This window comes from Flavobacterium terrigena, from assembly GCF_900108955.1.
Lineage (GTDB): Bacteria > Bacteroidota > Bacteroidia > Flavobacteriales > Flavobacteriaceae > Flavobacterium > Flavobacterium terrigena.
Map to the genome: position 1 here is coordinate 592,927 of NZ_FNYA01000001.1, position 23,797 is coordinate 616,723.

Genomic DNA, 23,797 nt, shown 5'->3' on the forward strand with positions numbered 1-23,797 from the left:
GTTATTATTTGTATCTTTGCAAAAATTCGCTTTTTGTATGATACCAAAAGACATTACAACACTAGAACCAAAAAAATATATATTGATTAAAGGTGCGCAATTGCACAATTTAAAAAATATAGATGTTGCCATTCCGAGAAATCAAATGGTGGTCATTACTGGACTTTCAGGTTCTGGAAAATCAAGCTTAGCATTTGACACGTTATATGCTGAAGGACAACGTCGTTATGTCGAAAGTTTATCTTCTTATGCACGTCAATTCTTAGGAAAATTAGACAAACCAAAAGTTGAATACATCAAAGGAATTGCTCCAGCTATTGCCATTGAACAAAAAGTAAACACTACAAATGCGCGTTCAACAGTTGGAACCTCAACAGAAATTTACGATTATTTAAAATTATTATTTGCACGAATTGGAAGAACGTATTCTCCTATTTCTGGTGAAGAAGTAAAAAAACATACGGTTTCAGATGTGGTCAAACACATTCAATCTTTAGAAATCGACTCAAAATGGTTATTGTTGGCGCCGATTCATTTAGAAGAAGGAAGAAAATTACACGACAAGCTAAAAGTCTTATTACAACAAGGTTTTGCACGTGTTTTAGTCGATAATCAAACGGTTCGTTTAGACGATTTTGTTTCAACTTTAGAAATGATTGACGAAAACACAATGGCCGACAAAGAAATTCTATTAGTCATTGATCGTATTGTGGTCAAAGAAGATGAAGAATTCTTAAACCGAATTGCCGATGCTTTACAAATTGCGTTTTATGAAGGTAAAGGCGAATTATATTTACAAGAACCTGACAATTCTCACCGTTCTATTTTTAACTCTAATTTCCAGTTAGACGGTTTAGATTTTTTAGAACCAAACATTCATTTATTCAGTTTCAACAATCCGTACGGCGCTTGTCCAACTTGCGAAGGCTACGGAAGTGTAATTGGGATTGATGAAGAATTAGTCGTACCAAACACTGCGCTTTCTGTTTATGAAAATGGAATTTTTCCATGGCGTGGCGAAAGCATGGGTTGGTATCGCGATCAATTGGTAAATAATTCACATCATTTTGATTTCCCAATTCACAAACCTTATTTCGAATTATCTGCTGAACAAAAAGCTTTAATTTGGAACGGAAATAAATATTTTACAGGTTTAAATGACTTTTTCGCCGATTTAGAAGCGAATAATTATAAAATTCAAAACCGTGTGATGCTTTCTCGTTACAGAGGGAAAACTAAATGTAACACGTGTTTTGGAAAACGTTTACGTCCAGAGACGAACAATATTAAAGTTGCTGGAAAAACGATTTCTGACTTGGTTGATTTACCAATTATCAAACTAATTCCGTTTTTCAATACGATTGAATTATCGGAATATGATGTAAAAGTGGCGAAACGTTTGTTGTTAGAAATCAAAAACAGATTAGCATTTTTAGATAATGTAGGTTTGAATTATTTGAGTTTAAACCGACAATCAGCTACACTTTCTGGTGGTGAATCGCAACGTATTAATTTAGCAACTTCATTAGGAAGTTCTTTAGTAGGTTCGATGTATATTCTAGATGAGCCAAGTATCGGTTTACATCCAAAAGACACCGAAAAACTAATTGAAGTTTTATTAAATTTAAAGAAATTAGGCAACACAGTTATCATCGTGGAACACGACGAAGATATTATGAAAGCTGCCGATATGATCATAGATATTGGTCCAGAAGCAGGAACTTTAGGTGGACATTTAGTTGCACAAGGAACGTATGAAGAAATTTTACAATCTGATTCTTTAACGTCAAGATATTTGAATGGAAAAGAAGAAATCGCTGTTCCAAAAATAAGAAGAAAATTCAAAAATCATATTGATGTCAAAGGTGCTCGTGAAAACAATTTAAAAAACATTGATGTTACCTTCCCATTAGATTGCTTAGCTGTAATAACTGGAGTTTCTGGAAGTGGAAAAAGTACGTTGGTGAAGAAAATATTGTTTCCAGCGATGCAAAAAAAGCTAACTGGTTTAGGAGAAAAAGCTGGACAATTTACCGAATTAGAAGGAAGTTTTTCACATATTAAAAACATCGAATACGTTGACCAAAATCCAATTGGAAGAAGTTCACGTTCGAATCCTGTAACATACATAAAAGCATACGACGATATTAGAGAATTATACGCAAAACAAACGACTTCAAAATTAAGAAATTACCAAGCGAAACATTTCTCATTCAATGTTGATGGTGGTCGTTGCGAGACTTGTAAAGGTGATGGAGAAGTTACGATTGAAATGCAATTTATGGCCGATGTGCATTTAGAATGCGAAACGTGTAACGGAAAACGCTTCAAAAAAGAAGTGTTAGAAGTAAATTTCGAAGGCAAAAACATCGACGATTTATTAAAAATGACCATTGATGAAGCGGTAACATTCTTCGAAACGCATGGTCAAGCAAAAATTACGCAGAAATTACAACCACTAAAAGATGTTGGTTTAGGATATGTGCAATTAGGGCAATCTTCTTCTACGCTTTCTGGTGGTGAAGCGCAACGTATTAAATTGGCTTCGTTTTTAGTAAAAGGGGCAACCAAAGAAAAAATGCTTTTCGTATTTGATGAACCAACTACAGGATTACATTTTCACGATATCAAAAAATTATTAAAATCATTCGATGCGTTAATCGATAAAGGACATTCTATCATCGTAATTGAACACAATTTAGAACTAATAAAATGTGCCGATTATATTATTGATATCGGTCCAGAAGGTGGTGAAAACGGCGGACAATTAGTCGCATTTGGAACTCCGGAAGAAGTCGCAAAAAACAAAAAATCATTAACAGGTAAGTATTTAGCAGAAAAGTTGTAATTTCGATAAAATTTCAAGATTATGGATACGTTAGAATTAAAAAACATATTAATTGAAGAAATAAATCAAATTGAAGATAAATCTTTTTTAACAGCTTTGAGAACTATAATAGAATCAAAAATTAAAAAAGAAAATCTTTATGAAGAATACAATTCAGAGATTTTAAAAGCGGAAGAAGATATTGAGAATGGTTATACTATTTCTCACGACGATGTTAAAGGCAAAATTGACGAATGGAAAAAGAAATAATTTGGTCAAAAACTGCTTTAGAACAATTAGAAAGTATTTATTTCTATTTGATAAAAAAAACAAAAAGTAAAACTGTTTCAAACAAAGTTGTTGATATTATATATGAATCTGTAACAATACTAAAATCAAATTGGGAAATTTATGAATTAGACGAAATGAAAAAATCTAATTCTGGTAATTTTAGAGCTTATGAAATTTATAATTACAGAATTTCGTATAAAATTACACCAAATGAAATTTTTATAGTTAGAATAAGACATACCAAACGAAACCCTAAAAGCTTATAAAAGCCCCATAAGTTTTTAATTTTAACCTAACAATGAACAAAATAACCTTCTTTCTCTTATTGGGAATTACGAGTGTTTTCGCTCAAAAAAAACAACTTTTTACCGAATATTCCATTGGTAAAACTTCATCAGCAAATAATACTTTCATTACTTTAAAATCGAGTCAAACTTTCGGAATTGGTTTCGGAATGCAGCATAACGATTCTTTAAATTGGGTAAAACAATTACGAAATCCGTTTACAGGTGTGATTTTACAAGTTGCAAATCACGGAAATACAGAAAAAATCGGACACACCATTTCCCTACTTCCATATATTGAAACGCCAATTCTATTTAAAAACGAAAAACTAAAATTACTTACAGCACTTGGTGTCGCTTATCATACGAAAAAATATGATTTAGAAGACAATTGGGAAAACAAAGCCGTTTCAACAGATTTTACATATGCTTTTAGATTAGGATTATATTACGATGTTTTCCAAAAAAGCGATTTTCATACAAGATTAAACCTTAACTATTTACATTATTCTAACGGCCATATTCAATGGCCAAATAACGGAATCAACACCTTAGCTTTAGGGTTGAACATTAGTTATGATGGGTTTAATAAAAACACAAATACATCAGAAAAAAAGGTTACTCCAAAAGAGATTCAAAAAAGCAAACAATCTTTCTTTTCAGTGCAAACTGGAATTGGAGAACACGCTTTGTATCGCTTTTACAACTTCAGAAGAAATGTGTATTCGGTTGATTTAATGTATGGAAAAATCTACAACAAAACGCATAAAGTTGGTTTAGGATTGTACATGAGACATTACACCAATAATTACATTTATATTAAAGAAGGTAATAATTTAGTTTCAGAGGAATATCCAGAACTTCAAAAAAATCCGTTTTTAAATGCAAGTAGTTTAGGAATCGCTTTAAATTACGAATTCTTAATGCAACATTTTTCTGTTGAAACAGAATTAGGCCTAACTTTATTCCGACCGTTTTTTGAAACAGAATATCGTCTAGATGCCACATTAATCAACAAACAAACCCAACAATACGAAATCGGTAAAGCAGAAGGAACGACTTACACTTTAAAACGTTTCATATCTGGAAAATTAGGATTGAAGTATTACTTATTCAATACCAACAAAGCACCAAAAAACAACTTTTACGTTGGCGGACATATCGTTTCCAGACTAGGACAAGCAGATTACAGCGAATTTACTTTGGGTTATGTTCACAGTTTTTAATTCCCCTTTTTTAAAGAAAAGTGTCGAACAATAAAAAACATTGCGAACTTTGCGTGAATCCTTGCGTTCTTTGCGGTTAAAACTCACCACAACGTTTGTCACCTGAAAGGGTTTTACTAACTTCGCATAATTCGTAAATCTCAACTCGTAAATCCAAATGAAATTCCAAGTAGTATCAGATTATGTTCCAACAGGAGACCAACCTCAAGCAATTGAAAAATTAGCTGCAGGAATAGTTGCTGGCGAAAAATACCAAACGCTTTTAGGAGTTACAGGTTCAGGAAAAACATTTACGGTCGCGAATGTCGTTCAAGAAGTTCAAAAACCAACCTTAGTTTTAGCACACAACAAAACTTTAGCGGCGCAATTGTATTCGGAATTCAAGCAATTTTTTCCGAATAATTCCGTACAATATTTTGTTTCATATTACGATTATTACCAACCAGAAGCCTTTATTCCGGTGACTGGAACTTATATAGAAAAAGATTTATCTATTAACGAAGAATTAGAAAAACTTCGTTTAAGCACTACTTCTGCCCTACTTTCAGGTCGTAGAGATATCATTGTAATTTCCTCTGTTTCGTGTTTATACGGTATTGGAAATCCAGCTGAATTTCAGAAAAATGTAATTAATATCGAAAGTGGTCAAGCCATTTCTCGTACCAAATTATTACATCAACTAGTCCAAAGTTTATATGCCAGAACGGAAACGGAATTTACTCCAGGAACGTTCCGAATTAAAGGAGATACAGTAGAAATCTTCCCAAGTTATGGCGATGAACCTTTCCGAATTCACTTTTTTGGTGATGAAATTGAAGAAATCGAAGCTTTCGATGCGCGAACTTCGCAAGTTTTAGAAAAATACGATAAACTAAGCATTTATCCAGCAAATATGTTTGTGACTTCACCAGATGTTTTACAAAAAGCCATTTGGGAAATCCAACAAGACATGGTGAAACAAGTGGAATATTTCCGAGAAATTGGAAAACATTTAGAAGCCAAACGACTAGAAGAACGTACTAATTTCGACTTAGAAATGATTCGTGAATTAGGCTATTGTTCTGGAATTGAAAATTATTCCCGTTACCTTGATGGTCGTGAACCTGGAACCAGACCTTTCTGTTTATTAGATTATTTCCCAGACGATTATTTAATGGTTGTGGATGAAAGTCACGTAACCATTTCGCAAGTTCATGCGATGTATGGCGGCGACAGAAGTAGAAAAGAAAATTTAGTAGAATACGGCTTCCGATTACCAGCAGCAATGGACAACCGACCTTTAAAATTTGAAGAGTTTGAAGCCTTACAAAATCAAGTGGTGTATGTTTCTGCAACGCCTGCCGATTACGAAATGCAAAAATCGGAAGGGATTTATGTCGAGCAAATTATTCGTCCAACTGGATTGTTAGACCCAATTATAGAAATTCGTCCAAGTGCGAATCAAATTGACGATTTAATTGAAGAAATTCAATTGCGTTGCGAAGCCGACGAACGTGTTTTAGTCACGACTTTAACCAAACGTATGGCGGAAGAATTATCAAAATATTTAACCAAAGTTTCTATTCGTTGTCGTTATATTCACTCGGATGTGGATACTTTGGAGCGTGTGGAAATCATGCAAGATTTACGTAAAGGTGTTTTTGATGTGTTAATTGGTGTCAACTTATTACGTGAAGGTTTAGATTTACCCGAAGTTTCCCTAGTTGCCATTTTGGATGCCGACAAAGAAGGTTTTTTACGTAGCAAACGTTCGCTTACACAAACTGTTGGTAGAGCGGCAAGAAACATCAATGGAAAAGCAATTATGTATGCTGATAAAATTACGGCAAGTATGCAACACACCATTGACGAAACCATTTACCGACGCGAAAAACAAACGGCTTACAATACTTTACACGGAAAATCGCCGCAATCTTTAAACAAAAGTTTAGGAAACGCTTTTAATGCCAATTCCGTTTCTACACAATACTACGAAAATCAAGCCTACAAAGCCGCTGAACCAGAAAGCGAATACTTAAGCAAACCCGAAATTGAAAAGAAAATCCGCGACAAACGCAAACTAATGGAAAAAGCTGCCAAAGAATTAGACTTTATGCAAGCTGCCAAGTTTAGAGATGAGATTAAGGAATTACAAGAGAAGTTGTAGTTTTTTTTGAAGCAAGAAAAATAAATTTCAGAACACCAACTCACACGTGTTCCACTTTCTCTTTTGTTTTGTTCCTTTTTATTAAAGCAACAAAACAAAAGGATGCCGTTACACCCACGGCTATACCACAAAATATAATTTTTGTAAGAAATTTTGTGATTTTTTATATTCAAAACCTAATATGAAAATTTTAATAGTATTTTTGAAAACCCGATTAAATTAAGCGCAACAATTATATAAAAAACACATCTTAATTAAAAACATTACTATGAAACTAAAAAATATCGCACTACTACTTGCAACAACCATCTTATTGAGCTGTAATGATGAAGATGATAAAGCTACTAAAAAAGCAAGTTGTTTACCAATTAACTTACAAACTGACATTATTGCCTTTTATCCTTTCAGTAATGGATCATTAAATGATGTTTCTGGCAATAATTATAATTTAACAAATCCAACAACAGCAAATTCAGGAATGGATAGGGATGGAAATCCAAATTGCGGTTTTAGTTTTAACAGTACAAATGGAGATTTTTTAGAATATCAAAATCCAACTTTTCTTGATAATTTAACCTCTACTGGTATGTCAATATCTTTTTGGTATAAATCAAACGACATGGAGTCTGGCAATTTCATCATGAGAGATATTGCTCATTATTGTGACTTTTCTAATGGCGTTTGGTCAGTTCATCATGTAAACAACATGATTATTACTGGAACAAATAATGGATATGGAATGAATTATGGCGTAGCAACTTCAAATTGGCAACATATTGTGGTCACTTCTAAAAGTAATGGAGTACAATTATTTGTTGACGGTACTTTAATAACATCTGCAAACAATTCAAGTTGTCCAGATTTAAATCAAGGGAATTTATTTATTGGTAAAGAATATGATGGACTTATTGATGATGTAATCATTTACAATCGTGTTTTGTCACAAACAGAAGTAAATCAATTACATAATTTACCAGCTTGTTGTGAATAAAGTATACACACGCTAGCGCGAGCATCTTGCTCGTGCCCATTCCAAAATTAAAAAAGTAAAACCAACTCATTCACACACCCATGAAACAAACCTTTTCAATAATTCTATTCATCTGTACATTCCTTGTAAATGCTCAAGATATTTTTAAATATGAAAAAGAAATAAATGATACAGCACAGTATGATTTTGAAGAAATAGATTTTCAAAACCTGGATGAAAAAATTAAACTTTCAGGAACTTTAATTAAACCCAGACTTGATTTCGATAAAATTGTTATTATTGTTCCCGGTAGTGGAAAAGACACTAGAAATTCTCATTATATTTTAGCAGAAGAACTTCTAAAAAACAACATTGCCGTTTATAGATTTGACGAACGTGGCGTAGGAAAATCTGAAGGTAAATACTCTGAATTAGCCAAAGATTTATCAAATGATTTAAATTGTGCTTTTAAAGATTTGCAAAAAAAATACAGCACTAAAAAAATCGGTGTTATCGGACATAGTTTGGGTGGAGTGGCAACTCTTGGAATTATGGAAAAAAAATGTAATCCAGATTTTGTTGTATTCATAGAAAGTCCAGTTGGAAAAAATGGGGCATTTGTTTTGAATCAAATCGAAATGAATTATGAAACGAGTCTTCCACAATTCATGCGTGAAGGGAAAACGAAAGAGGAAGTTATGGCTTTTTTAGAAGGCTATTTTGAACTGGTAAGAAACTTTAACCAAAAGCCTACTTTAGAAAAAGAAGTCAAAAAATACATAAAAGAAAAAGGATTCAACAAACGTTTTATTGCTTTATTGAATGATGCTTTTCTTATGGAAATGGTTACAGTGAATTTAGAAGATACTATAAAAAACACAACAATAAAATCTTTATATCTTATAGGAACTTTAGATAAATTCATTAATCATAAAGAGGAAACAAATACCGTAGAATCTTTCAAAAATTCAAATATTGAAACTAAAATTTTTGAAGGTTTAAATCACTATTTGACAGACAGAAATGGTGCTGTAGGTTCTTCTTTATATCAAATGGACGGAGAAGCACTTAAGTTTATAATAAATTGGATAAAAAGCTAACACGGATTTATTATACATGTATATAATGTAAAAATTTTACAATATTCTATAAATCAACTCATAACATTTTTCGTAAATTTATATCCTTTAAATTTTATCATCATGGAAAAGTTACAATACAAAATAAACATCAACGCACCTTTAACCAAGGTTTATGATTTTATGCTTGGCTTAAGCAATAAATCAACTTATGAGCAATGGACTGCTATGTTTAACCCAACATCAACCTATGAAGGAACTTGGGACAAAGGAAGTAAAATTCTATTTCTTGGAGTAGATGAAAAAGGAGAAAAAGGTGGAATGGTTTCCAAAATAGTGGATAACGTTCCCAACAAATTTGTTTCAATTCAACATTATGGTATTCTTAAAGCCGACAAGGAAATTACAGAAGGACCAGATGTGGAAAAATGGGCAAACGGATTTGAAAATTATACTTTCGAAGAAAATAATGGGACTACAAGCATTACTGTCGACTTAGATACCACTGAAGATTTTGTAAATTATATGAATGAGACCTACCCAAAAGCTCTCGATAAGTTGAAAGAAATTTGTGAAAAATAACAATTTCCCCCTACATACAAATTAACTGAACCTGCCAAAAAATTAGTACTCACATTAAAAAATAGTATTATGATAATAGTTCATGAAATTTTTGTTTGCAAGCCAGGAAATGCTTCAAAATTAGCAACGCTTTTTAAAGAAGTAATGGCTGACAGTCCAGAATTCGTAAATATTATGACGGATATGACTGGAGAATTTAACCGTGTAATCATCCAAAGTAAGTATGAAAACCTTACAGCATATGAAGAGCGTTTTAAAAACTACATGGAAGATAGTGAAGAAGTCAAAAAGATGAAAGAAAAAATGCAAGGCTATCACGATTTGTATCTATCAGGAAAAAGAGAAATCTTCAAAATTTGGTAAACCCGCAGCGCAATCCCTTTCACTATTCACAACTCACTATTCACCAAGTTTTTCATAAATTTATATCCTTTAAAATTTACTATCATGGAAAATAACAGCGTCTCCTTACACCGAGTATTTACGGCGTCTCCTGAAAAAGTCTATCGTGCTTTTACAGAACCAAATGCCATGGCATCATGGATTCCTCCTTATGGTTTCGTATGTGTCGTTCACAGAATGGATGTAGAAGTTGGTGGGCATTACAAAATGTCATTTATAAATTTCTCTACTGGTAACGGACATTCTTTTGGAGGTGAGTATCTAGAACTTAAACCCAATGAATTTATCAAATATTCAGACCGATTTGACGATCCAAATTTACCTGGAGAAATGATAACTTCCGTTTGGTTGAAAAAAGTGTCTTGTGGAACCGAAATAAAAATTCTACAAGAAAACATCCCTGCTCCAATTCCTACAGAAATGTGCTACTTGGGTTGGCAAGAATCTTTAGAGAAATTAAAAAAGTTAGTGGAACCAGAAATTCCAGACGGACCGTAATACTGAGATACAAAAACTAAACACAAAGTTTGTCACCCTGAAAGGGACTCACGCAATTCAATTCACGCAAAGTATTAAAAAGAAATAATAAGAGATGCTTTCAGCATGACAAAAATAACACAGAAAAAAATCTGCAACCCGAGACTTTTGGTCGAATTGACGAAGTAATCTGCGGTAAAATTTTTCATCTCAATAAATTAAAAACCAAATTATGATAAACGTAATCGTCTCCTACCAAGTAAAACCAGAATTCGTAACAGAAAACAAATTGAACATTGAAAACTTCTTAAACAGTTTTAAAAGTCTGGATAACAACAAATTTAATTATAGTGTTTTCCTAAATACCGACGGCGTTACATTTACGCATGTCTCCAATTATCAAGACGAACAAATCCAAAAAGAAGTTTTAAACACGCCATCATTTTTAGAGTTTCAAAAAAAACGTGATGATAGTGGCTTAAACGATTCGCACAAGGTTCAAGTTTTAGAATATATCGGATCAACAAATAACATCATTTAACAGCTGCGCAAAGTTTCAATACTTTGCGCTTTTTTTAATATTCAAAAAGAAAACTCCTAACACCAAAGTTAAAACTACCTTCCGCTTTGTTAGAATTACCTTCCGATCTGTTAAAACTCCTAACCGCTCTGTTAGAATTACCTTCCGCTTTGTTAAAACTCCCTTCCGCTCTGTTAGAATTACCTTCCGCTTTGTTAAAACTTCCTTCCGCTCTGTTAGAATTACCTTCCGCTTTGTTAAAACTCCCTTCCGCTCTGTTAGAATTACCTTCCGCTCTGAGAAAACTCAAAACTGCGATTAATTTTAAAAATTAATCTGTAAATTTGTTCTAATCCACATTAAAGCATACCGATACTATGGACATTTCAAGAATATACAAACTGCTTTTTTCAAGCGTCTATCCGTTATACATTCAAAAAGTAGAAAGAAAAGGACGCACTAAAGATGAATTAGATACTGTGATTTTTTGGCTAACAGGTTACAACGAAACAACCCTACAACAACTAATTGATCAAAAATCAGATTTCGAAACCTTTTTCGCGCAAGCACCACAAATGCATCCAAACGCTCATAAAATTACAGGAATGATTTGCGGTTATCGCATTGAAGAAATTGAAGATGAAGTCGTACGAAAAATGCGATACATGGATAAACTCGTAGACGAATTAGCCAAAGGCAGAAAAATGGAGAAAATTTTAAGAGAATAAAAATCCAAATATATTATGGCAACACAACAACTAACATCAGAAGAAAGTGCAACATTATTAGACATTTTAAAAACGCGCTTTGAGAAAAACAAAAACCGTCATACTGGTTTAGAATGGGCAAATGTGCAAACAAAATTAGAAGCCAATCCAAAAAAAATGTGGTCATTACTACAAATGGAAAAAACAGGCGGCGAACCTGATGTAGTAGCTTTTGATGAAAAAACGAAGGAATATATTTTCTTCGATTGTTCAGCCGAATCTCCAAAAGAAAGAAGAAGTATTTGCTACGATCACGAAGCGTTAGAAAAAAGAAAAGAACACAAACCAAAAGACAGCGCTATCAACATGGCAACCGAAATGGGAATTGAATTGTTAACCGAAACCCAATATCGCGACTTACAAAAACTAGGAAATTTCGATGCCAAAACATCAAGTTGGATTCAAACTCCTACAGAAATTAGAAATCTAGGCGGTGCCACATTTTGCGATTTCCGTTATAACACGGTATTTTTATACCATAATGGCGCCGATTCTTACTATGCTGCAAGAGGTTTTCGAGGTTCGTTAAGAGTTTAAACTAAAATTATGAGAACAATTATATTCTTTGCTGTTATAGCTATTCTTTCTTTTAACAAAGTAAATGGGCAAAATGATAATGTCGCAGAAAACTTTCTAAAAAAAGCTGAAGACTTTAAATCGAAATCAGTTCCAGATAGTGCCATTGTCTATTATGAAAAAGCCGCTGTCGAATTTCAAAAAAACAATAATCCAGAAAAAACCATAAACGCTTACAATCAAATTGGCACTATTTTCAATCGTCAAGACAAATCTGATAAAGCAAAAATATATTTAGAAAAAGCTTTAACAATTGGAGAATCTTCAAATAATTTGAATAGTTTAGCCATCGCAACAACCTATATCACTTTAGGTGTGAGTTATAGCGCGGAAGATAAATTTGAAGAATCATTAAAATATCACAACAAAGCACTTTCCATTCGACTTTCGAAACTAGGGAAAAACAATTCTGATGTAGCAACAAGTTATGGTAATATTGGAAATGTTCATTTTCGTAATAAAGACTATAACGAAGCGATTAAAGCACATCGAAAAGCTAAGCAAATTAGAGAGAAATTATTTGGTAAAAACAGTAATGAAATTGTTCAAAGTTATACCAATTTAGGAAATGCGTATAAAGAACTAAAACGCTATAAAAAAGCTTTAAGTTATTATGAAAACGCATTATCAACTAAAATAAAACTAGTTGGGGAAAATCATAAAGATTTGATTCGATTTTACAAAAACGTAAGCGAAGTTCATCTTTTAATGGATAATAAATTGAAAGCTGAGGAATACCGAATTCAAGCAGAAAAAATAGAAAAACAAACGAAATAAGAAATCATAAAATCACCATTATGCAAAACATTGAAACCATATTAAAATTAGAAGACGAAATTGCCATCATTGAAGCCGTTGGGACTCACATTTGGGCAAAAAAAGAAACAGGTGATTTAAACCATTCTGAACTAACATTTGTGTATGTTGACATTTTTGAAGCAGCCATGAACGAAGGCGGTTTACATTATTTCTTCAATACGGAAAGTGGCGATTTTGCTGCAGAAATCATTCAAGCATACAAAGACATTAACGCAACAAAAACTGCGACTTTAATCACAAAAGCGTTTCAATTATTTACCGTAAAATATACTGCAATTACAGAAGATAGAAAAAAAGTAATTGAAAAATTAGACGAGAAAATCATTTCAGGTTGGGAAGATTTAGATGAAATTTTCTTTTCTGAAGAAGAGGAAGATGTTGTGAATTTGATTGTAGAATATATCAAAAAGAATAAAAACAAGTTTTGTAACTAAAAAACAAGTTTAAGTTACAAAACTTCAAATCAAATTTTTATTAAGATAAAATATGATTTTTTAATTTATTTTTACCCAAAATATTTAATATAAAAAATGAAAAAATTAATTCTTAGTACTTTATTAAGTACATTATTCGTGTTATTTTCTTGTAGTGAAGATAGTACTTCTGAGCCTGAAAACACTTCAGCAGGTACAATGTCAGCAACCGTAAATGGTAATTCATGGAATTCAATTCCAGGTGCAGCAATTGCAAATGTAACTGAAGTAGATTTTGATGGTGAATCTCAAACAGCATTACAAATAATCGGTACTGCACCAAATTTTAGCTCATTTACAATTAGTTTACCAATTTCAGAATTAAGTGTAGGTAGTCAAACTTTTACGGGTGATTCTGCAAACGGAATTTTAGGATATTTTAATGGTTCTTCAAATTTTTACACTTCACAACATGTTAGTGGTCAATTTACTATCAACATTACTACTCTTAACCTTGTAGAAGGAAAAATGTCTGGTACTTTTTCAGGAAAATTATATGATGACACTGATGCATTATTAAATATTACAAATGGAGCATTCAGCAACATTTCTATATTTTCTACAGAATATTACAGTAATGGTTCTATGTCTTTAAAAAGAAATAGTGGGCAAATTTTCACAATGGACACCACAAATAGTGATGGAAAATTCATAACAATTGCTCAGTCTTCAGCAAACAATTCTATTTCAATTTTTGGAAACAACACTACATTAACTAGTGATTTCGGAATCTACAATATTAATTTCCCTAAAGATGTTTCAACTGGAACTTACACATTAACAGACAATGGAACATATTCGGCAGGTTTAGGTAATTCTGATACTGAACCAGAATATACTATAACTGGTGGTAGCTTAACGATAACTTCTCATAGTGGAAATAACGTAGTTGGTACATTCAATTATACAGCAAATAATGGTGTTCAAACCGTAACTATTTCAAACGGTAATTTTAGTATTACTCACAAATAATACTACTAAAAATATAGTAAAAAGCCAAGGTATAATTTATCTTGGCTTTTTTTATTAATTTCAATTTGTAACAAGTTTTAGTTTCCATCGTCTTACTATTAAATTTAATACGAAAACACATTGGAAACTATATTAAAAATCACCAATCTGCATAAAAAATACCGCAAAGTTCATGCGGTAAACAACGTTTCAGTTGAAATTAAAAAAGGAAATGTTTACGGAATTTTAGGACCAAATGGTTCTGGAAAATCAACCACTTTAGGAATTGTTTTGAATGTTGTCAATAAAACTTCAGGAGAATTTGAATGGTTTGACGGAAAATATTCTACTCACGATGCACTAAAAAAAGTGGGAGCTATTATCGAGCGACCAAACTTTTATCCATACATGACGGCAGAAGACAATTTGAAATTGGTCTGCAAAATAAAAGACATTCCATACACTAAAGTTTACGAAAAGTTAGAATTAGTTGGACTTCTAGAAAGAAAAGACAGTAAATTCAAGACTTTCTCTTTAGGTATGAAACAACGTTTAGCCATTGCTTCTGCCCTACTAAACGATCCAGAAATTCTAATTTTAGACGAACCAACCAATGGTTTAGATCCACAAGGAATCAGACAAATTAGAGATTTAATCCGAATTATTGCGAATCAAGGAACAACAATTCTTTTGGCTTCTCACCTTTTAGATGAAGTTGAAAAAGTATGTTCACACGTAATTGTAATTAGAAATGGCGTGACTTTATACCAAGGAACGGTTGATGGAATTACTGCAAACGAAGGTTTCTTCGAATTAGAATCGGAAAATTTAGAGCAATTAAAATCGGCTTTACAACACTTTTCTCAAATTGAAAAAATTGAAAAAGACGAAAATAAATTATTGGTGTATTTAAATAATAATTTAGAACCCGCTGAATTAAATTCTCATTTATTCAAACAAAACATTACGTTAACTCATTTGGTAAAACGCAAACATAGTTTAGAAGAACAATTTTTAGAATTGACAAAACATTAATTTTAAAACCTTTTACCATTAACTTTTCAAACAAAAAAAATGATACGATTACTCTCTATAGAATTACAAAAAATTTGGCAAAACAGATCAAGTAAAATATTAACTATTATTTACTTTTTATCATTAACTTTATTAGCAACAGTTGCGTTAATTGAATTTGAATTTGGCCCATTTAAATTTAGAGCTGCTGAAAGTGGTTTTTTCAATTTCCCATATATTTGGCACTTTACCACTTATGTATCCTCATGGTTAAAAATATTTTTAGCCGTCATAATTGTTTCCATGATTGCCAATGAATACAGTTACGGAACTTTAAAACAAAACTTAATTGATGGAATGTCCAAAAAAGAATTTTTGCTATCCAAAATTTATACTATTATTTTATTTTCAGTTGTTTCAACTGTTTTAGTCTTTATTATCAGTTTAATTTTAGGATTAAAATACTCATCTTTCACAGAAACAGGCATTATCTTTTCTGATCTAGAATATTTATTTGCCTACTTCTTAAAACACGTAGCTTTCTTTTCTTTCTGTTTGTTTTTAGCCATATTAATAAAACGTTCAGCCTTTACATTAGGTTTCATTTTTGTTTGGTTTTTGGGAGAAAACGTAGGTCACGCCATTTTAAAATATAACATTTTAGGTTACAAACATGGAGATAAAGATACTGTTGTTATAGATTGGGTTAAAGATGCATTACCATTAGAATCTATGGCAAATTTAATTGTGGAGCCTTTTACAAGATTAAACTTTGTAAAATCAGTAACCACAACCGTTGGTGCCAATTTTAAATATAATTACGATGTGCAACCAATTAATGTTGCTATTGTTCTTTTCTGGACATGTTTATTCTTATTTTTATCATTTTACATTCTTAAAAAACGAGATTTATAGTATCTTTGCAGATGCTATGAAGAAAATAACATTTATACTTTTTACCCTTTCATTTACAGTTGGATTTTCCCAAAATATAACTGTAAATGAAAGTTTTACACCACAACAATTAGTTCAAAAACTTGTAAATAGTGGTTGTGTTTCGATTTCTAATTTTTCAGTTAGCGGTGGAAATTTTGCATCAGGCGAATTAAGTTATGGATATTTTAATGCAAATGGTTCTTCATTTCCTTTCCAGGAAGGAATTCTTTTAAGCACAGGGAAAATAAATTCTGCAGTTGGTCCCAACTCTAATTTCTCTGATGATGGAAATAATATTGGTTGGACAGGTGATTCTGATTTGAATTCAGCTTTAGGTTTATCAAACACTTTTAATGCAACTACTTTAGAATTTGATTTCGTGCCAAATGCCAACAACATTAGTTTCGAATATATTTTTTCCTCAGAACAATACTTACTAAATCCTCTGCCAAATCAATGTAATTTCACGGACGGTTTTGCCTTCTTACTAAGAGAAGCTTCTACAACTTCCTATCAAAATTTAGCTTTAATCCCAAACACAACTACACCAGTTCGTGTTAACACTGTTCGCGGAAGCGGAACTATTTGCCCATCAGCCAACGAAGCCTATTTTGACACATTTAATACTGGAAATTACCCAACAACTTACGACGGACAAACCAAAATTTTAACCGCACAATCTGTTGTAACACCAGGAACTTTATATCATATTAAATTGGTCATTGCCGATGAAGGAAATGGACGTTTCGATTCTGGTATTTTTTTAAGAGCTGGAAGTTTTATTTCCGAAAAAGATTTAGGTCCAGATAGATTAATTGCAACAGGAAATCCATTATGTAACAATGAAGTTTTAACGTTAAATGCGACTCAAGCTGGCGTTACAAATTACCAATGGTATCAAAATGGAAACCCAGTTGGAACAAATAATCCAACATTTAATGTAACTACTGCCGGAACTTATTCTGTAGAAATTGATATTAATACAACTTGTACTTTAACAGGTTCAATTGAAATTGAATATGCTCCAAATTTAGTAGTTGTTAAAGATAATTTTAAAGTTTGTGATACGAATACTGATGGTTTAGCTGCATTTGATTTAGCAACACTAAAAACACAAATTTTCAGCAATTTACCCGCAAACTTTACAGTTGAGCTGTTTGATTCTACAACTTCAACAACGCCTTTGCCTTCAACTTTTACGAATACTACTCCTTTTCAACAAATCATTTACGCTCGAATTACGAACATTCAAAATTGCTACGGAAATATTCCAATTACGCTGAAAGTAAATGTTTTTTCGCAAACTTTCAATGATGAATCTATAGGAATTTGTAACAACACACCAACCAACTTAAATGCACCAAGTGGTTTTTCTAGTTATAGTTGGAATACGAATCCCATACAAACTACGCAATCTATTACAGTTTCCAATGCTGGAACGTATATTGTAACCATTACGAATACTGATGCATGTTCCAAAACTAAAACGTTTACAGTTGTTACTTCTGAAGTGGCAACCATTACAAATATTGATGTAACCGATTTTGATGAAAATTTAATCGCTACCATTTCAGTAACTGGAAGTGGAAATTATGAATATTCATTAGACGGCATCAACTTCCAAAATAGTCCAGTTTTCAATTTACCTGATTCTGGAGAATACACCATTTATGTCAACGATAAAAATAATTGTGGTTTGGTTTCTGAAACATTTTATGCGTTGAGTTATCCGAAATTTTTCACACCAAATGGAGATAATTATAACGACACTTGGCAAATTAAAAACTTAGAGAAAAAAGGATTAGAAAATAGTAAAATCAATATTTTTGATAGATTTGGAAAATTAGTAAAACAAATTAAAGCTGGCGGAACGGGTTGGAATGGAACTTTTAATGGAAACCAACTTTTTTCATCAGATTATTGGTTTGTTTTAGAATTAACTAACGGAAAAACTGTTAAAGGACATTTTAGTTTAATACGATGATAAAAAACCTACTTTTAGTTTTACTAGGCGGCGGATTAGGTAGCATTGCCAGATATTTGTTGAGTTATTTTTTTACTAAAAATAATGTCACACATTTTCCATGGGCAACATTTATTGCTAATTCAATTGGTTGTTTACTAATTGGCCTGCTTTTTGGTTATATTCAGAAAAATAATTTACAAAACGAAACATTAAAACTGTTACTAATAACTGGATTCTGTGGTGGATTTACCACTTTTTCAACATTTAGTTTAGAAAACATACAATTCATTCAAAACCAAAATTATAACTTAGCCATAATTTATACATTAGCATCCTTATTTGTAGGATTTTTGGCAGTTATTATAGGTTTTAAAATATTTAATTAATGACACATTTAAACGAAACTCAGATTACTGAGTTAAAACAATTTTTAGCGAGTCCAAAAAAAATCGCTATCATTCCACACAGAAATGTGGATGGAGATGCCATGGGTTCTACTTTAGGATTGTATCATATTTTAAAACAATTAAACCACAATATTACTGTTGTTGTTCCAAATGAAATACCAGATTATTTGCAATGGATTCCAGGAACAAAAGAAGCGACTTTAGTTTACGAAGGTTCAAATGTTAATCAAGCCATTAAAACATTAAAAGAAGCAGAACTTATTTTTACTTTGGATTTCAACACGTTTCATCGTGCCGGTGAGCAAATGGAAAGTATTTTAAAAACGTTAGAATCTACTTTCGTGATGATTGACCATCATGAAAAACCAGATGGTTACGCAAAATACATGTTTTCGGATATTGAGTATAGTTCAACTTGCCAAATGGTGTATGATTTTGCTCAACAGTTAGAAATTGGACAATACATAAATTTAGATGCGGCAACCTGCTTATATACTGGAATTGCTACAGATTCTGGCGGATTTCGTTTTCCAAGAACAACTGGAAATTTACACCGAATTGTAGCCGAATTATTAGACAAAGGTGTAGACAATTCGCAAATTCACGTGAATTTATATGACAATGGCGACTATAATAAATTACAAATTTTAGGAAAAGCATTATCTAATTTAAAAGTTTTACCAGAATTTAAAACGAGTTACATTACGCTTTCTCAAGAAGAACAAAACGCTTTAAATGTAAAAAAAGGCGATACAGAGGGAATTGTTAATTATGGATTAACAATTAAAGACATTGATTTTACAGCTTTTTTCACGGAAGTAAAAGAAGAAAATATGATTAAAATTTCTTTCCGTTCACAAGGAAGTTTTGATGTAAATCAGTTTGCAAGAAATCATTTTAATGGTGGCGGACATAAAAATGCAGCAGGAGGAAAATCTTTTGACAGTTTAGAAGATACTATAACTAAATTTATTGCTATTTTAGCAATCGAAAAAAAATAAATTTTTCAAAAAATGAAACAATTCAAATATATACTGCTTGTTGGAATAAGCGCTTTCTTAACATCGTGTTCAGAACAACAAGCTCGTAAATCTATTTCTCATTCATCTGGTACTTTTATGAAGGAATCAATTGATAGAAATAAAAAAATGAATGCTCAGGAAAAAGAAGCAATAGCAAAAATCATAAAAAAAGACACAGCACATATTTATAATGTTTCTGAAAAAGGCTTTTGGTATGCATATAAAACGAAGAGTAATGCTAATGTTTTTCCTGTAAAAGGTGATGTAGTTAGCTTTGATTATGAAGTAACAGATTTATACGGAAATAGCATTTATACAGCAGCCGAATTAAAAACACAAACCTATCATGTTGACAAACAAAACATCATGAATGGTCTAAGAAACGGTATCAAATTAATGCACAAAGGTGACAAGGTAAAATTCATTTTCCCATCACAATCTGCTTATGGATATCATGGAGATGATAAAAAAATTGGTACAAATCAACCTATTATTTGTATCGTAACATTAAACGAAATAAAAACAGTAATCCCTGAATAATTAAATTTTAAAATGAACAGAATATTAATTGCCCTATTTTTTTTAAGCACACTATTTCTTTCTTGCAATAATAAAGCAGAAAATGGAGAATTATCAGATGGTTTATATGCCTTACTTGAAACTTCAAAAGGAGAAATTACAGTAAAATTAGAATTCGAAAAAGTTCCATTTACTGTAGCCAACTTTGTAACATTAGCAGAAGGAAAAAACAATTATGTAAGTCCAAACTACAAAGGCATTCATTTTTATGATGGTTTAATTTTTCATAGAGTAGAATCAAATCCACCAATGATTCAAGGTGGAGATCCATTAGCTTCAGGACAAGGCGGACCAGGTTATCATTTTAAGGATGAATTTCATCCAGATTTAAATCATGGAAAACCAGGGATTTTGTCAATGGCAAATTCTGGTCCAAATACAAATGGTTCACAATTTTTTATTACAACAGATGAAACTTCATTTTTAGACGGAAAACACTCTGTTTTCGGAGAAGTAGTTGAAGGTTTAGATATTGTTAGTACAATTACTGTTGGTGATCCAATAAACAAAGTTAAAATCATTAGAATTGGTCAAGCTGCTAAAAAATTTGATGCGGTTAAAGTATTTAAAGAATATTTCGAAAAACAGGCCGAATTACAAAAAATTCTTGAGGCTGTAAAAGCAAAAAAAACAGCTCTAATTGAAGATATTAAAGCAACTGGAACTAAAACAAAATCAGGATTAATTTATAAAATTTTAAAAGCTGGAACAGGAAAAAAACCAAATGCTGGACAAACTGTTTTTGTTCATTATGCTGGATTTTTTCTTGATGGTACATTATTTGATACAAGCTACGAATCTGTTGCAGATGAGAATGGCGTTTTAGATTTAGCTCGAAAAGATGCTAATGGATATTTGCCTTTTGATTTTATGTATGGAAAAAAAACAGGGTTGATTCCTGGATTTATTGAAGGATTAGAGAATATGAAATTTGGAGATAAAATGGCATTACTAATTCCAAGTCACTTAGGATATGGTGAACAAGGAAACGGCGCAATTCCTCCAAATACAGATTTATTATTTGAAATTGAACTATTAGAAAAACAAAATTAACAACATTAAGATGAAAAAGTTATTATTACTATTCTGTGCCTTAACTGTAGCAGTTACATCAGCACAAACTAAAAAAGAAACACCTAAAAAAGCAGCTTCAGAAGGTATTTTTGCAGAAATTTACACTAATAAAGGTAAAATTTCTTTACAATTAGAATTTGTAAAAACTCCAGTAACTGTTGCTAACTTTATTACTTTAGCAGAAGGAACAAACACATTCGTAACCAATGATAGAAAAGGAAAACCTTTTTATAATGGTTTAAAATTCCATAGAGTTATTGCTAGCTTTATGATTCAAGGTGGTTGCCCATTAGGAAATGGTTCTGGCGATCCAGGTTATAAATTTAAAGATGAATTTGACCCAAGTTTAACACATGATAAACCAGGAATTTTATCAATGGCTAATTCTGGACCTGCAACTAATGGTTCTCAATTTTTCATTACACATAAAGACACACCATGGTTAAACAATAAACATAGTGTTTTTGGACACGTTATTGAAGGACAATCAGTAGTAGATGCAATTGCTCAAGATGATATGATTGAAAAAATAGTTATTGTTAGAAAAGGAAAATTAGCAAAAAACTTTGACGCGGTAAAAGTTTTTTCTGAATACATGAAATTAAAACCAGAATTAGACAGAAAAGCTGCTGAAGAGGCTAAAATTAAAGCTGAGGCACAAGCAAAATTAGATTCAGAAAGAAGACAAAAAGAAGCAGAAGCTAAAGCAATTGCTGATGCTGAAACGAAAGCTAAATTAGGTCCAATTTTAACTGCAAAAGTAGCTGAATTTAAAGCCTTAAGAGCAAAATCTACTAAAACAGCAAGTGGTTTACAATATAGTATTTTGAAAAAAGGATCTGGCGTAAAACCAACTGAAGGAAAAGACATTTATGTTCATTATGCTGGTTATTTAGAAGACGGAACTTTATTTGATAGTAGCTACGAAGCAATCAATAAAGTATATGGGAAATTTGACCAAAACAGAGCGAACGCAAATGGTTACCAACCTTTCCCATTTCAATATGGAAAAAAAGATGGTTTAATCCCAGGTTTCTTAGAAGGGTTAAACACTATGAATTTTAATGACAAAGCTATTTTCTTTATTCCATCAAACTTAGGATATGGTGAAAAAGGAGCAGGAAATGTAATTCCACCAAATAGTAATATCATTTTTGAAGTAGAAATTTTAGAAACTTTACCAGCTGCAACGACAGTTAAACAATAAAAATTTTTAAAATAAAAAAAATCTCATCTTGTTTTAATATAAGATGAGATTTTTCATTTAAACCAAAATAGGTTATTCCTTTATTTCAACACTTAAACCAACACCAATTATATTCGGTACAAATCCGAACTTAGATTTTGGAGAAAATTTTACAGTATATTTTCCTTTATTAAGTCTTACGTTATCTTTAACTAAAAACTTCACATCACAAACATCACCCAAACATTCCGTATTTTTAAAATTAACAAGTACTTCTTCTTTTTCAATTGAACCATCAGGTTTTGAAATTTCAAAATTCACAGGAAATTCACTCATCTCAGAATTTATGACGTGACTAATTTCAATAAAAATATTATAATTTTTACCGGCTTCTAAAATTTTAAAAGTATGCGTTTTCACATCCTTTTCAGCCCAACGTTGTGATTCAATCTCATTTTCAAAATCTCTATACACTTGTTTTTTGTCACAAGATAATGTTGTTAACATAACAAAAAGTAATACTGCAGCTTTTTTCATATTTGTAAAATTTATTTTTTAGTGGTCAAATATGGTATCGCCTTTTTATTTATTGGTGTTTGTTTGAAACAAACTATTGTTAATGGCGATTTCATAATTCGAAGGATAAAGTTTTTACTAATGTATAAAAAAGGCATTGTATTTGCTTACTTTTGTAATTAAATTTAAATAATGGCACGAATTTTATCAATAGATTACGGACTAAAGCGAACAGGAATTGCGGTTACAGACGATTTCCAAATTATTGCAAGTGGCTTAACTACTATTCCATCTACAGAATTGATTTCGTTTTTAAAAACCTATTTTTCGAAAGAAAATGTGGAGACTGTAATTATTGGTGAACCTAAACAAATGAATGGTTTACCGAGTGAAAGCACCGAGATTATTGAAAAATTTATTGTACAATTTCATACCGAATTTCCAACAATGAAAATGGAACGTGTAGATGAACGTTTTACTTCAAAAATGGCATTTCAAACCATGATTGATAGCGGATTAAATAAAAAACAGCGCAAAAATAAAGGTTTAATTGATGAAATTGCCGCAACTATTCTATTACAAGATTATTTGAATTACAAGAAATAAATAGTAAATTTGGATTTAAGATTTACAAATTTAAATTTACGAAACTTTACCCGAGGCGAAACTGAACAGAATGGAGCGCAGCGAAATTAAACTATCAACAA

General features: G+C 31.7%; 27 protein-coding genes. 25 read left to right on the top strand and 2 right to left on the bottom strand.

The genetic code is table 11. The annotated features are described in order from the left end of the window. Window positions 1-37 precede the first annotated feature (37 nt). The 11 genes from uvrA to BMX42_RS02895 all read left to right on the top strand — a co-directional run bounded on the left by uvrA (window position 38) and on the right by BMX42_RS02895 (window position 10,825). Entirely contained in the window at window positions 38-2,848 is a 2,811-nt protein-coding gene (gene uvrA, locus BMX42_RS02845; RefSeq protein WP_091308254.1) for an excinuclease ABC subunit UvrA, read from the top strand. A 21-nt stretch (window positions 2,849-2,869) separates the two neighbouring features. Beyond that, on the top strand, window positions 2,870-3,097 hold the full coding sequence (locus BMX42_RS02850) for a hypothetical protein (protein ID WP_091308258.1): 228 nt from the start codon (window positions 2,870-2,872) through the stop codon (window positions 3,095-3,097). After that, the gene (locus tag BMX42_RS02855; RefSeq protein WP_091308261.1) at window positions 3,082-3,384 is read left to right on the top strand and encodes a type II toxin-antitoxin system RelE/ParE family toxin; all 303 of its coding nucleotides are present in this window, start codon (window positions 3,082-3,084) and stop codon (window positions 3,382-3,384) included. Before BMX42_RS02850 ends, BMX42_RS02855 begins: the two co-directional genes overlap by 16 nt. Window positions 3,385-3,416: 32 nt before the next feature. Beyond that, complete coding sequence (locus BMX42_RS02860) at window positions 3,417-4,628, top strand: acyloxyacyl hydrolase (RefSeq protein WP_091308264.1); 1,212 nt, start codon at window positions 3,417-3,419, stop codon at window positions 4,626-4,628. Between the two features lie 157 nt (window positions 4,629-4,785). Beyond that, on the top strand, window positions 4,786-6,774 hold the full coding sequence (gene uvrB / locus BMX42_RS02865; protein ID WP_091308267.1) for an excinuclease ABC subunit UvrB: 1,989 nt from the start codon (window positions 4,786-4,788) through the stop codon (window positions 6,772-6,774). Window positions 6,775-7,042: 268 nt separating this feature from the next. Beyond that, window positions 7,043-7,765 carry a LamG domain-containing protein gene (locus BMX42_RS02870; protein ID WP_091308271.1) on the top strand — a complete coding sequence of 241 codons (723 nt, stop codon included), beginning with the start codon at window positions 7,043-7,045 and terminating at the stop codon, window positions 7,763-7,765. An 80-nt stretch (window positions 7,766-7,845) separates the two neighbouring features. After that, on the top strand, window positions 7,846-8,844 hold the full coding sequence (locus BMX42_RS02875) for an alpha/beta hydrolase (RefSeq protein WP_091308275.1): 999 nt from the start codon (window positions 7,846-7,848) through the stop codon (window positions 8,842-8,844). 102 nt (window positions 8,845-8,946) lie between these two features. Continuing rightward, window positions 8,947-9,405, top strand: coding sequence for a tungsten formylmethanofuran dehydrogenase (locus BMX42_RS02880; RefSeq protein ID WP_091308279.1), 459 nt, complete (start codon window positions 8,947-8,949; stop codon window positions 9,403-9,405). Between the two features lie 69 nt (window positions 9,406-9,474). Then, complete coding sequence (locus BMX42_RS02885; RefSeq protein WP_091308283.1) at window positions 9,475-9,768, top strand: hypothetical protein; 294 nt, start codon at window positions 9,475-9,477, stop codon at window positions 9,766-9,768. Between the two features lie 84 nt (window positions 9,769-9,852). After that, window positions 9,853-10,305 carry an SRPBCC family protein gene (locus tag BMX42_RS02890; RefSeq protein WP_091308287.1) on the top strand — a complete coding sequence of 151 codons (453 nt, stop codon included), beginning with the start codon at window positions 9,853-9,855 and terminating at the stop codon, window positions 10,303-10,305. Window positions 10,306-10,516: 211 nt separating this feature from the next. After that, window positions 10,517-10,825, top strand: a complete 309-nt coding sequence (locus BMX42_RS02895) for a hypothetical protein (protein ID WP_091308292.1) — start codon at window positions 10,517-10,519, stop codon at window positions 10,823-10,825. A gap of 34 nt (window positions 10,826-10,859) precedes the next feature. Here the strand turns inward: BMX42_RS02895 and BMX42_RS02900 are convergent, their stop codons facing one another. Then, a complete protein-coding gene (locus tag BMX42_RS02900; RefSeq protein ID WP_091308295.1) occupies window positions 10,860-11,114 on the bottom strand; it encodes a hypothetical protein in 255 nt (84 codons plus the stop codon). Window positions 11,115-11,181: 67 nt separating this feature from the next. On the opposite strand from BMX42_RS02900, the gene BMX42_RS02905 reads away from it, so the two are divergent. The 13 genes from BMX42_RS02905 (at window position 11,182) to BMX42_RS02965 (ending at window position 22,595) form a co-directional block, all read left to right on the top strand. Then, window positions 11,182-11,532: a DUF2200 domain-containing protein gene (locus tag BMX42_RS02905; RefSeq protein WP_091308303.1), complete on the top strand. Its 351-nt coding sequence runs from the start codon at window positions 11,182-11,184 to the stop codon at window positions 11,530-11,532. Between the two features lie 15 nt (window positions 11,533-11,547). Beyond that, window positions 11,548-12,108, top strand: coding sequence for a DUF4256 domain-containing protein (locus BMX42_RS02910; RefSeq protein WP_091308311.1), 561 nt, complete (start codon window positions 11,548-11,550; stop codon window positions 12,106-12,108). Window positions 12,109-12,117: 9 nt separating this feature from the next. Next, window positions 12,118-12,924 (top strand): tetratricopeptide repeat protein, encoded by an 807-nt coding sequence (locus BMX42_RS02915; protein WP_091308316.1) that lies wholly within the window; start codon window positions 12,118-12,120, stop codon window positions 12,922-12,924. Between the two features lie 20 nt (window positions 12,925-12,944). Next, on the top strand, window positions 12,945-13,400 hold the full coding sequence (locus tag BMX42_RS02920; protein ID WP_091308321.1) for a DMP19 family protein: 456 nt from the start codon (window positions 12,945-12,947) through the stop codon (window positions 13,398-13,400). A 96-nt stretch (window positions 13,401-13,496) separates the two neighbouring features. Next, window positions 13,497-14,411: a Riean_0653 family protein gene (locus tag BMX42_RS02925; protein ID WP_091308325.1), complete on the top strand. Its 915-nt coding sequence runs from the start codon at window positions 13,497-13,499 to the stop codon at window positions 14,409-14,411. 120 nt (window positions 14,412-14,531) lie between these two features. Next, window positions 14,532-15,425 (top strand): ABC transporter ATP-binding protein, encoded by an 894-nt coding sequence (locus BMX42_RS02930; RefSeq protein ID WP_091308328.1) that lies wholly within the window; start codon window positions 14,532-14,534, stop codon window positions 15,423-15,425. A gap of 39 nt (window positions 15,426-15,464) precedes the next feature. Beyond that, window positions 15,465-16,319 (top strand): ABC transporter permease, encoded by an 855-nt coding sequence (locus BMX42_RS02935; RefSeq protein ID WP_091308332.1) that lies wholly within the window; start codon window positions 15,465-15,467, stop codon window positions 16,317-16,319. Continuing rightward, window positions 16,228-18,324 (top strand): T9SS type B sorting domain-containing protein, encoded by a 2,097-nt coding sequence (locus tag BMX42_RS02940; RefSeq protein WP_091308335.1) that lies wholly within the window; start codon window positions 16,228-16,230, stop codon window positions 18,322-18,324. The genes BMX42_RS02935 and BMX42_RS02940 overlap by 92 nt, the downstream gene beginning before the upstream one ends. After that, entirely contained in the window at window positions 18,321-18,692 is a 372-nt protein-coding gene (gene crcB, locus BMX42_RS02945; RefSeq protein ID WP_091308339.1) for a fluoride efflux transporter CrcB, read from the top strand. The genes BMX42_RS02940 and crcB overlap by 4 nt, the downstream gene beginning before the upstream one ends. Next, entirely contained in the window at window positions 18,692-19,714 is a 1,023-nt protein-coding gene (locus BMX42_RS02950) for a DHH family phosphoesterase (RefSeq protein WP_091308343.1), read from the top strand. Before crcB ends, BMX42_RS02950 begins: the two co-directional genes overlap by 1 nt. A gap of 12 nt (window positions 19,715-19,726) precedes the next feature. Then, window positions 19,727-20,275 (top strand): gliding motility-associated peptidyl-prolyl isomerase GldI, encoded by a 549-nt coding sequence (gldI, locus tag BMX42_RS02955; RefSeq protein ID WP_091308347.1) that lies wholly within the window; start codon window positions 19,727-19,729, stop codon window positions 20,273-20,275. Window positions 20,276-20,287: 12 nt separating this feature from the next. Continuing rightward, the gene (locus BMX42_RS02960; protein WP_091308351.1) at window positions 20,288-21,367 is read left to right on the top strand and encodes a peptidylprolyl isomerase; all 1,080 of its coding nucleotides are present in this window, start codon (window positions 20,288-20,290) and stop codon (window positions 21,365-21,367) included. A 10-nt stretch (window positions 21,368-21,377) separates the two neighbouring features. Further along, window positions 21,378-22,595: a peptidylprolyl isomerase gene (locus tag BMX42_RS02965; RefSeq protein ID WP_091308354.1), complete on the top strand. Its 1,218-nt coding sequence runs from the start codon at window positions 21,378-21,380 to the stop codon at window positions 22,593-22,595. A gap of 72 nt (window positions 22,596-22,667) precedes the next feature. Here the strand turns inward: BMX42_RS02965 and BMX42_RS02970 are convergent, their stop codons facing one another. Next, window positions 22,668-23,111, bottom strand: a complete 444-nt coding sequence (locus BMX42_RS02970; RefSeq protein WP_091308358.1) for a gliding motility lipoprotein GldH family protein — start codon at window positions 23,109-23,111, stop codon at window positions 22,668-22,670. A gap of 171 nt (window positions 23,112-23,282) precedes the next feature. Here BMX42_RS02970 and ruvX point away from each other — a divergent pair, with 171 nt between their 5' ends. Then, window positions 23,283-23,696, top strand: a complete 414-nt coding sequence (gene ruvX, locus BMX42_RS02975; protein ID WP_091308361.1) for a Holliday junction resolvase RuvX — start codon at window positions 23,283-23,285, stop codon at window positions 23,694-23,696. The last annotated feature ends 101 nt before the right edge of the window (window positions 23,697-23,797 follow it).